This is a genomic window from Chryseobacterium sp. Leaf394, assembly GCF_001424105.1.
GTDB lineage: Bacteria > Bacteroidota > Bacteroidia > Flavobacteriales > Weeksellaceae > Chryseobacterium.
On the sequence record NZ_LMQH01000011.1, the window covers coordinates 1,540,180 to 1,549,586 of the forward strand.

A 9,407-nucleotide genomic window follows, 5' to 3' on the forward strand; every position below is an offset into this window, starting at 1 on the left:
ATCCTATCCTTTGTTAAAGCGTCCCGTTGGGACTTGTTGATGTAAGTTTTTAAGCTGATGTGTTCCTCTAAAAAGTTTACAGTGACTTGAATGAATTTAGTTTAAAGAAATCCAAATTTAGTTTTCAATAAATTTCTGCAATTCTTTCATAGTAATTTTACCTTCATAAATTGCCTTACCGATAATTGTTCCTGCACACCCGATTTTTTTCATCAGAAAAACATCTTCAATACAGGAAATTCCGCCGCTCGCGACTAATTTTACTGATGTTTTCTCTAAAATTTCCTGATACAATTCTGTGGAAGCACCTTCCAGCATTCCGTCTTTTAAAATGTCGGTACAAATCACATTTCGAATGCCATTTTTCTGATAATTTAGAATAAAATTAATCACATCCTGATCGCTTTCCTCCAGCCAGCCGGAAGTTTTTATTATTTTATTTTGACAGTCGGCTCCGAGAATTATTTTATCAGATCCATATTTTTCAATCAATCGAAAACAAAATTCAGGTTCCTGAACGGCGATACTGCCAATGGTAATCTGTTTTGCTCCTGAATTAAATGCTGTTTCAATATCCTTTTCAGTTTTCAGTCCGCCTCCAAAATCGATGTGAAGTGAAGTTTCTTTCGCAATATTTGCCAACACTTTTTGATTAACTATATGTTTTGATTTTGCCCCATCCAGATCTACCAAATGGAGAAACTCAATTCCAAAACTTTCAAATTCTTTGGCGACTTCAAGCGGATTTTCATTGTATATTTTTTTGGTATTGTAATCACCTTTTGACAGTCGCACACACTTTCCGTCGATGATATCTATGGCAGGAATTATTTTCATATGTAGTTTTTTATTGTTTTAATAAGATATCCCGGATAGTCGGAACAGGTAATGTAATCGACTTTTTTCATGGATTTTCCATTACCAGTTATTGCGATTTCAGAATTAAATTTTTAAAAAGTTTTTAAGCAATTGATTTCCAAATTTTCCCGATTTCTCTGGGTGAAACTGCGTAGCGAAAAAATTATCTTTCTGTAAGCTGGCACTGAACGGCAAAATATAATCACAGACCGAAGTCGTGTGTTCTGATAATTCACAATAATAACTGTGGACAAAATAGAGATCATTTTCCTCCGATATTTCTGAAAACAAAGAAGATTTTAAACCCGAAACGCTGTTCCAACCCATGTGCGGAACGAGGTCAAGAGGAGGAAATTTTTTGACATTACAGTCGAAAATTCCCATTCCAACCGTGTTTCCTTCTTCATTATTTCTACACATCAGCTGCATTCCGAGGCAAATTCCCAAAACAGGCTGGGTTAAATTTGGAATTAAATGATCCAAACCATTTTCTTTCAGGACTTTCATGGTCGAAGAAGCCTCGCCAACTCCCGGAAAGATTACTTTTTCTGCATTTTTTATCAGTTCGAAATCATCTGTAATAACTGAATCAAAACCCAGTCTTTCTAAAGCATTCTGAACAGAATTCACGTTTCCGCCGTTGTATTTTATAATCACTATCATTTATAAACTGCCTTTTGTTGTGGGTAAATTGTAATTCTGATCCGTCTGATTCACAGCCATTTTAATGGCTTTCGCAAATGCTTTAAAGATCGATTCTATCTTGTGGTGTTCGTTTTCGCCCTCAGATTTGATATTTAAATTGCATTTCGCAGCATCTGTAAACGACTTGAAAAAGTGGTAAAACATTTCCGTTGGGACATCCCCGATCTTTTCCCGTTTAAAATCAGCATTCCAAACCAACCACGGTCGGCCGCCAAAATCAATTGCAACTTGCGAAAGACAGTCGTCCATCGGAAGCAGAAAACCATATCTTTCAATGCCTTTTTTCTTCCCTAAAGCCTGTAAAACTGCTTCTCCAAAGACAATTCCGGTATCTTCAACTGTATGATGTTCGTCAACCTGCAAATCTCCGTTGACCTTAATTTTTAAATCTAAATTTCCATGTTTTGAAATCTGTTCGAGCATGTGGTCAAAAAAATGCAGACCCGTTGAAATTTCTGAACTTCCGCTTCCATCCAGATTAACTTCAATTTGAATTTCGGTTTCATTAGTCTTTCTACAAACTTTTGATTTTCTCGGAATCTGTTTCAGAAACTTGTAGATTTCTGTCCAACTTTTTGTGCTTAAATCTGCATTTTCATTTTCAGAATTACTGATGAAAATACTTTTTGTACCTAAGTTTTTAGCCAGCTGAATATCAGTCAGCCGATCTCCGATAACGTAGGAATTTTCAAGATCATAATTGCCATAAATGTATTTTCCAAACATTCCGATTTCAGGTTTTCGGTTGGGAGAATTTTCATGTTCGAAACTTTTATCAATCAGGATATCGCCGAAAATAATTCCTTCATTTTCAAAAGATTTCAACATCTTTTCCTGTGGTTTTATGAAATCTTCGAAAGGAAAACTGTCTGTTCCCAAACCGTCCTGGTTGGTCACCATCACCAGTTCGTAGTCTAATTCCTTTACAATTCTGGCTAAATTTTGAAAAACCACAGGGTAAAATTCAAGTTTTTCCAAAGAGTCAACCTGAAAATCTGTTGGCGGTTCCAAAATCAATGTTCCGTCGCGGTCGATGAATAGTACTTTTTTCATTTTAAATATTTTTCAGAACATTAATCAGTTTTTCATTTTCCTTTTTGCTTCCAACATTAAGTCTGATACAGTTGGGAATCTGAGGAAATCTTTTACTGGTCAGAATTTCATTTTCAAGCAATGTAGAATATACTTTTTCCACATTTTTGAATTCAATCAAAAAGAAATTCGCATCGGTAGGAAATACTTTGGAAATACATTCAATATTTTCAAACTGAGTTTCCAGCCAGTTGCGTTCTATCAAAATTTCATTTAAATTATTCTGAAAATCTTCGATGTTGTTCAGCTTTTCTAAAACTAAATTCTGACTTAAAACATTCACATTAAAAGGTGATTTTACCGTATAGATCAGGTTGATAATTTCTTCTGAAGAGAATGCAGTTCCTACTCTCGCACCAGCCAGTCCCCATGCTTTGGAGAAAGTCTGCAGAACAATGAGATTTGGATATTCATTAATCAGTTCAATACAGGATTTCTGTTCTGAAAACTCAATATAAGCTTCGTCAACAACAATAATTCCAGCAAAATTTTGAATGTAAAATTCAATATCATCAACAGAGTTTCCGGTTGGATTATTGGGTGAACAGAGAAATAAAATTTTAGGTTGATTTTCTTTAATGATATTTAAAAACTCTTCTTCTACAATTTCGAAATTATCATTCAGATTAAGCTGTAAAACCTTATTTTCATTGATTACAGCATAAAATCCGTACATCGCAAATGAAGGATTCATTACCAACACTGAATCTTTTTTAGGCTCGCAGAAGATTTTTATAATCAAATCGATCAGCTCATCACTTCCATTTCCAATTGCAATCTGATTGGCTGAAATATTTTTAAATGCCGAGATTTTTTCTCTTAAATTTCTGTGTGTAGAATCCGGATAACGGTTGAATTCTCCAAACGGACTTTCATTCGCATCCATCAGCAAAGGATTTTCGAACTGACTGTTATCTCTGAAACTGACGTAAGGTCTCAGTTCCAATATATTTTTTCGTACTAATTTTTTAATATTTACTGTGGTCATAATCTTATTTTAATCTAATGGATACTGCATTTTTGTGTGCTGAAAGACCTTCTGCTTCCGCCATGATTTCAATCGTTTTTCCTAAATTCTGAAGGCCTTCTTTAGATAAATTCTGAAACGTAATTTTCTTCACAAAACTGTCTAAAGAAACGCCGCTGTAATTTTTCGCAAATCCGTTTGTGGGAAGCGTGTGATTAGTGCCGCTGGCATAATCTCCGGCACTTTCACATGAATAATTTCCGAGAAAAACCGAACCTGCATTTTGAATCTGGCTAATATACTTTTCAAAATTTTCAACCGCTAAAATCAAATGTTCGGGAGCGTATAAATTGCTGAATTCCAACGCTTCGTCAATCGAATCCAACAAAATAAAATGGCTGTTATTCAATGATTGCTGTGCAAATTCGTTTCTGGGAAGTTCTTTGATTTGTTTTTTAACTTTATCGATGGTTTCATTTAAAACTTTCAAATCCGTTGAAATAAAAATCACCTGACTGTCGCTTCCATGCTCCGCCTGAGACAGTAAATCTGCCGCACAAAACTCAGGAACAGCGTTTTCATCAGCGATCACCAAAACTTCACTCGGTCCTGCAGGCATATCAATCGTTATCCCAAAATCCTGAGCAAAATCTTTTGCCGCCACGACAAACTGATTTCCGGGACCAAATATTTTGTACACATTCGGAATCGTTTCTGTTCCGAAAGTCATTGCCGCAACCGCCTGCGCACCGCCAACTTTGAATATTTTTGAAACTCCACAAAGTTGTGCTGTATACAGAATCGCCGGATTGACATTTCCGTTTTTATCAGGAGGCGTACACAGAATAATCTCCCGACAACCGGCTAACTGACCAGGTATGGCAAGCATTAAAACGGTAGAAAACAGGGGAGCTGTTCCGCCGGGAATATAAATTCCAACCTTTTCAATGGCGCGGTTTTCTCTCCAACAAATCACGCCTTTTGTCGTTTCGATTTTTTCAGTTTCAACAATCTGTGATGCGTGGAATTTCGTAATATTTTCATTGGCAATCTGAATCGCTGATTTTAATTCTTCTGAAATTAAGTCAGCAGCTTTACTGATTTCTTTTGCAGTCACCTGTATCTGATCGATCTTTGCTGAGTCGAATTTTTGTGCATACTGGATTAATGCTTCATCACCATTTTTCTCAACTTCAGCGAAAATTTCTTTGATGGTTTGAGCTATTTCCTGCTTTTTAAAAGCCGGTCTTTTTGTAAGTTCAGACCAGGTTTCCCGTTTAGGATTTTTATAAATATTCATCTTAAATTACCATTTTATCGATTGGAATGATTAAAATATCCTGTGCACCTTTCAGTTTTAATTCATCGATGACGTCCCAAAACCGTTCTTCATCAATTACAGAGTGAATGCTGCTCCAACCCTCTTCAGCAAGCGGAATAACCGTCGGACTTTTTAAAACAGGAAGTACATTTGAGATTTCTGAAATCTGATCATTCGGAACATTCATCAGAATGTATTTTGAATTCTTCGCTTTTAAAACCGCTTTGATTCTGAAAAGTAGTTTTTCTAGAATTTCTTCCTGTGCATCATTCAGATTGATGTTTTTGGCAAGCACAGCTTCTGACTTTAAAAGAGTAACCGTTTCACGCAGTCCGTTTTTAAATAAAGTGCTTCCCGAGCTCACGATATCACAAATTCCGTCTGCCAATCCGATGTTGGGAGCAATTTCAACGGAGCCTGAAATCACGTGAATATCAGCCTGAATATTATTTTGGGTTAAATATTTCTGAAGCGTGTTCGGATAAGATGTGGCAATTTTTTTCCCCTGAAAGTACTGTGGCTGATCGCTGTCAATATCTTTTGGAATGGCCAGAGAAACACGGCATTTAGAAAAACCTAATTTCTGTACAATCTCATTCTGCTTTTGTTTTTCCTCCAAAAGATTTTCTCCGACGATGGCGATGTCAACTACTCCATCCTCGAGATATTGTGGAATATCGGAGTTTCTGAGATACATAATTTCCAAAGGAAAATTATCTACCAAAACCTTCAGCTGGTCTTTTCCGTTGTTAACAGAAATACCGCAATCTTTAAGAAGCTGAAGCGATTCTTCATACAACCGACCGTTTTTCTGAATAGCAATTTTTAATTTACTCATTACTTTTTTATAAGTTTTGGTCTGAGTAAATGAAGTTGATTTTATGGAAATTTCACAGAAATATGGAAACAAAAAAACCGTCTTTACTCAGACGGTTTTTAATTTATTTTTATGAATTCAACACAAAATATCAATCACTTCCGCCTTAGCTGAGATGATGATAATGATGAAGTGTTGAGAAATTCGGTTTCATTTTTTTGAAATATTGTGGTACAAATGTAGAACTTATTTTTAAACTTCAAAGAAATTTATGAAATAATTTTTTGATAAAGATTCATCAGCTCATTGGCAATCGGCTCGTCATTAAACTTTTGAACAAAGTCGAAACCCTTGTCAGCACGGCGTTTACGCTCAGATTCATTTTCCCACAGAAATTTTATTTTCGCCTGAATGTCAAGATGATTTTTTGGATCAATATATACAGAATCGGGACCACCTGCTTCCGGAAGACAGCTGGTATTGCTGGTAATCACAACCGTTTTTGAAAATAATGCTTCAATCACGGGAATTCCGAAACCTTCAAAAAAACTTGGATAGATAAAAATATCCGCGAGTCTGTAAATCACCGCCAGCTCACTCATCGATACACCTGTAAGAAACTGAGCATTAATTTTATTTTTATCAATTTCCTTTTTTACCAGCTGAAAATATTTTGGTTTTTTCGTGCCCACAACAACCAGGGGAATTTGAGTTCCTTGAAGTGCTTTTACCACGTTCAAAAGATTTTTCCGTGGCTCAATGGTTCCTACATTCAGAATAAATCGGTCAGGAAGCTGAAATTTTTCTTTCACTTCCTTGATAAATTCGTGGCCATGCTCTTCTTTAAATGCATGATAACAACCCTGATAAATAACTTCAATTTTGCTTTCCGGAACTTTTAAATAGTGGATGATATCATCTTTAGTCTGCTGAGAAATGGCGATAATTTTGTCTGCCGATTCTGCTGCTTTCTTAAATTTCCAGAAGTGAATTTTTCTGTCAATCCAAGTGTAATACTCTGGATATCTTTCGAAAATCAAATCATGGATGGTGACCACTTTTTTAATGGATTTACTGTTCCATTTTAAAGGCAATTCACCAGACAGACCGTGAAAAATATCCGCGCCCAACTTCTGCGCATCCGTTCCCGTTTTAAACTGTCGGGACAAAGTTCCCTTCGAAGTTTTAAAATGTGAGACATTGGAGCGCTTTAAGATTTCTTTTCCTTTCTCCGAAGTCTTTTTACTGATTAGAATATATTGATTTTCAGGATAATACTCAGAAAGAATCCTTACCAAATCCCTGGAATAATTTCCCAATCCTGACACGCTTGAAAAGATGCGTTTTGCATCAAATGCTATCTTCATCTTCTGGTTTTATAATATTTTGGGTCAGTTGTTTTTTCTTCCAGTGTTCAGATTTATCACCGTAAAGAAAAAATTTCCCCATTTTATATTTAAACTGCATTTTGTTATCATAATGAGGCCCCAAAAACCGATACGGAATATCAGGATTTTCAGCAAGACATTGTTTTACAGAATCAGTGTAAACTGTAGGACCGGTCGTTTTATGAACATTATGAGGGTGTGGATTATTTTTAATATTATCCAGAATGTTCTCTAATGTTTTCTTTAAAAATGGGTGTCCGGCTGCATAAACCAGACCCCACTGTACATAATATGTTGGCGGAATTTCATCGGTCACCAAAGCCACATCATCTTCACGGATAAGCTTTCGCAACGGGATGTTGATTCCACTGTCTATATCAAGGTAAACGCCGCCTTTTTTGTATAAAATGGCGTACCTGAAAAAATCTGCTTTGGCCGCTCCGATGGTTAATCTCTTGTAAGCTTTAAAATATTCCGGCGGAAACTCTTCTTTAAAAAAACGCTGAATTCTTTCGTCATCATAAAAATGATATTCATATTCAGGGTTTTTTCTGAGCATTCTTTTAATGTAGAACCTTGTAATCCAAGGTAATTTGCTGGTTTTAAAAGTCTGGAATATTTGCTTAGGAATTGCCATTACAGAATGATTAAACAGCTACATTATTCTCTCTCAAAGCGTCATTGAGCGACGTTTTTTTATCTGTAGACTCCTTTCTCTGACCGATAATCAGAGCGCAAGGAACCTGATATTCTCCTGCTGGATATTGCTTGGTATAACTTCCCGGAATTACTACTGAACGGGCAGGAACTCGACCTTTAATTTCAACCGGAGTTTCTCCTGTAACATCGATAATTTTAGTTGAAGCAGTCAACACAACATTCGCTCCCAAAACAGCTTCTCTTTCAACATGAACGCCTTCTACAACGATACATCTTGAACCGATAAAACAGTCATCCTCAATGATTACCGGCGCTGCCTGAAGTGGCTCTAAAACCCCACCTATACCAACTCCACCGCTTAAGTGAACGTTTTTACCTATCTGAGCGCAGCTTCCAACTGTTGCCCATGTATCCACCATCGTCCCTGAATCTACGTAAGCGCCGATATTGACGTAAGATGGCATCAAGATAACTCCAGACGCTATGAAAGCTCCTTCTCTTGCAATAGCGTGTGGCACAACTCTAACCCCTTTCTCAGCATAGTTTCTTTTCAAAGGCATTTTATCGTGAAATTCAAATGGTCCTACCTCAATCGTTTCCATTTTCTGGATCGGGAAATACATTACTACAGCCTTTTTCACCCACTCATTAACCTGCCATCCGTTTTCAGTAGGTTCTGCAGTACGGAGTTCACCCTTATCAACCAAAGAGATAACCTCTCTTATTGCTTTTTGGCTGTCTTCATTTTGTAGTAGTTCTCTGTTGTCCCAGATGTTTTCGATAGTTTGTTGTAATGACATTTTTATTTGAATTTTGTTAAAATAATGAGCTCAAAGATACAAAAGTTTTAAGCTAAAATTTGAGTTTTAAATTTGCTTAAAATGTGTATTGCCGAAAAAATATTGATCTATAAAACACGTTGTGCATGCAGGTAGGCTTTGTTCCAGTATTTTTCATTTAGGGAAGAAATAATGACGCCTTTGGAAGTAGATGCATGAATGAATTTTACTTCGCCATCATTTTCAATGGTATGCACAATTCCTACGTGAGAAACTTTCGATCCTCCCGCTGTTGCAAAAAATAAGAGGTCGCCGGGTTTTGCATTTGAAATATTAATCTTTTTCCCGAAATCTGCCTGATCGGCGGATCTGCGAGGTAGCTTTAAACCATTTTCATCGAATACTTTTGTGGTAAGACCAGAACAGTCAAATCCGTCAGCTGTATTTCCTGCAAATTTGTATGGACTTCCGAGGTAGTTTTCGGCATCCTTGATAATTCTTTTAGCAGATGATGAAATTTTACCATCGAATTCCGAATCTAATTTTCTGAGATTTTCAGTTTTTATCGGTGATTTGGAAGAAGTTTTGCCTTTTGTTGCTGCAGACTTTGAACTTCCACAGGAAGTTACAGTCAGAGAGGCAGCAAAAATAAACATTAAAAATTTTAAAGAAAAGTATCGCTTCATTTTCAGAATTTAAATACGTTCAAATATAAGGAAAATGGATGTTGTAAAAAAACAAAAAAAGCACCGTTCAATACGATGCTTTCTGCGGAGAAAGAGGGATTCGAACCCCCGGACCTGTTACAGTCAATAGTTTT

The 9,407-nt window shown here is 36.4% G+C and carries 10 protein-coding genes; all 10 read right to left on the reverse strand.

The genetic code is table 11. The features are described from left to right. Window positions 1–117 precede the first annotated feature (117 nt). Window positions 118–837 (reverse strand): 1-(5-phosphoribosyl)-5-[(5-phosphoribosylamino)methylideneamino]imidazole-4-carboxamide isomerase, encoded by a 720-nt coding sequence (hisA, locus tag ASG21_RS11585; RefSeq protein ID WP_056080009.1) that lies wholly within the window; start codon window positions 835–837, stop codon window positions 118–120. 105 nt (window positions 838–942) lie between these two features. Next, on the reverse strand, window positions 943–1,521 hold the full coding sequence (hisH, locus tag ASG21_RS11590) for an imidazole glycerol phosphate synthase subunit HisH (RefSeq protein ID WP_056080012.1): 579 nt from the start codon (window positions 1,519–1,521) through the stop codon (window positions 943–945). Next, the gene (hisB, locus tag ASG21_RS11595; protein WP_056080016.1) at window positions 1,522–2,616 is read right to left on the reverse strand and encodes a bifunctional histidinol-phosphatase/imidazoleglycerol-phosphate dehydratase HisB; all 1,095 of its coding nucleotides are present in this window, start codon (window positions 2,614–2,616) and stop codon (window positions 1,522–1,524) included. 1 nt (window position 2,617) lies between these two features. Next, window positions 2,618–3,643, reverse strand: coding sequence for a histidinol-phosphate transaminase (gene hisC, locus ASG21_RS11600; protein ID WP_056080019.1), 1,026 nt, complete (start codon window positions 3,641–3,643; stop codon window positions 2,618–2,620). 4 nt (window positions 3,644–3,647) lie between these two features. Beyond that, a complete protein-coding gene (hisD, locus tag ASG21_RS11605; RefSeq protein WP_056080021.1) occupies window positions 3,648–4,922 on the reverse strand; it encodes a histidinol dehydrogenase in 1,275 nt (424 codons plus the stop codon). Between the two features lies 1 nt (window position 4,923). Continuing rightward, window positions 4,924–5,781, reverse strand: a complete 858-nt coding sequence (gene hisG, locus ASG21_RS11610) for an ATP phosphoribosyltransferase (protein WP_056080024.1) — start codon at window positions 5,779–5,781, stop codon at window positions 4,924–4,926. A 248-nt stretch (window positions 5,782–6,029) separates the two neighbouring features. Further along, window positions 6,030–7,127, reverse strand: a complete 1,098-nt coding sequence (locus ASG21_RS11615; protein ID WP_056080027.1) for a glycosyltransferase family 1 protein — start codon at window positions 7,125–7,127, stop codon at window positions 6,030–6,032. Continuing rightward, on the reverse strand, window positions 7,111–7,785 hold the full coding sequence (locus ASG21_RS11620) for a glycosyltransferase (protein ID WP_056080030.1): 675 nt from the start codon (window positions 7,783–7,785) through the stop codon (window positions 7,111–7,113). Before ASG21_RS11620 ends, ASG21_RS11615 begins: the two co-directional genes overlap by 17 nt. A gap of 10 nt (window positions 7,786–7,795) precedes the next feature. Continuing rightward, on the reverse strand, window positions 7,796–8,608 hold the full coding sequence (locus tag ASG21_RS11625; RefSeq protein WP_056080031.1) for a 2,3,4,5-tetrahydropyridine-2,6-dicarboxylate N-succinyltransferase: 813 nt from the start codon (window positions 8,606–8,608) through the stop codon (window positions 7,796–7,798). Window positions 8,609–8,715: 107 nt separating this feature from the next. Further along, the gene (locus ASG21_RS11630) at window positions 8,716–9,273 is read right to left on the reverse strand and encodes a C40 family peptidase (RefSeq protein WP_056080034.1); all 558 of its coding nucleotides are present in this window, start codon (window positions 9,271–9,273) and stop codon (window positions 8,716–8,718) included. Window positions 9,274–9,407: the final 134 nt, after the last annotated feature.

Bases quoted from the DNA above. Each gene is read 5' to 3' on its own strand.
- hisB (WP_056080016.1), bottom strand. From the start codon at position 2,616: ATGAAAAAAGTACTATTCATCGACCGCGACGGAACATTGATTTTGGAA.
- hisC (WP_056080019.1), bottom strand. From the start codon at position 3,643: ATGACCACAGTAAATATTAAAAAATTAGTACGAAAAAATATATTGGAA.
- ASG21_RS11620 (WP_056080030.1), bottom strand. From the start codon at position 7,785: ATGGCAATTCCTAAGCAAATATTCCAGACTTTTAAAACCAGCAAATTA.
- hisG (WP_056080024.1), bottom strand. From the start codon at position 5,781: ATGAGTAAATTAAAAATTGCTATTCAGAAAAACGGTCGGTTGTATGAA.
- hisA (WP_056080009.1), bottom strand. From the start codon at position 837: ATGAAAATAATTCCTGCCATAGATATCATCGACGGAAAGTGTGTGCGA.
- ASG21_RS11630 (WP_056080034.1), bottom strand. From the start codon at position 9,273: ATGAAGCGATACTTTTCTTTAAAATTTTTAATGTTTATTTTTGCTGCC.
- hisD (WP_056080021.1), bottom strand. From the start codon at position 4,922: ATGAATATTTATAAAAATCCTAAACGGGAAACCTGGTCTGAACTTACA.
- ASG21_RS11615 (WP_056080027.1), bottom strand. From the start codon at position 7,127: ATGAAGATAGCATTTGATGCAAAACGCATCTTTTCAAGCGTGTCAGGA.
- hisH (WP_056080012.1), bottom strand. From the start codon at position 1,521: ATGATAGTGATTATAAAATACAACGGCGGAAACGTGAATTCTGTTCAG.
- ASG21_RS11625 (WP_056080031.1), bottom strand. From the start codon at position 8,608: ATGTCATTACAACAAACTATCGAAAACATCTGGGACAACAGAGAACTA.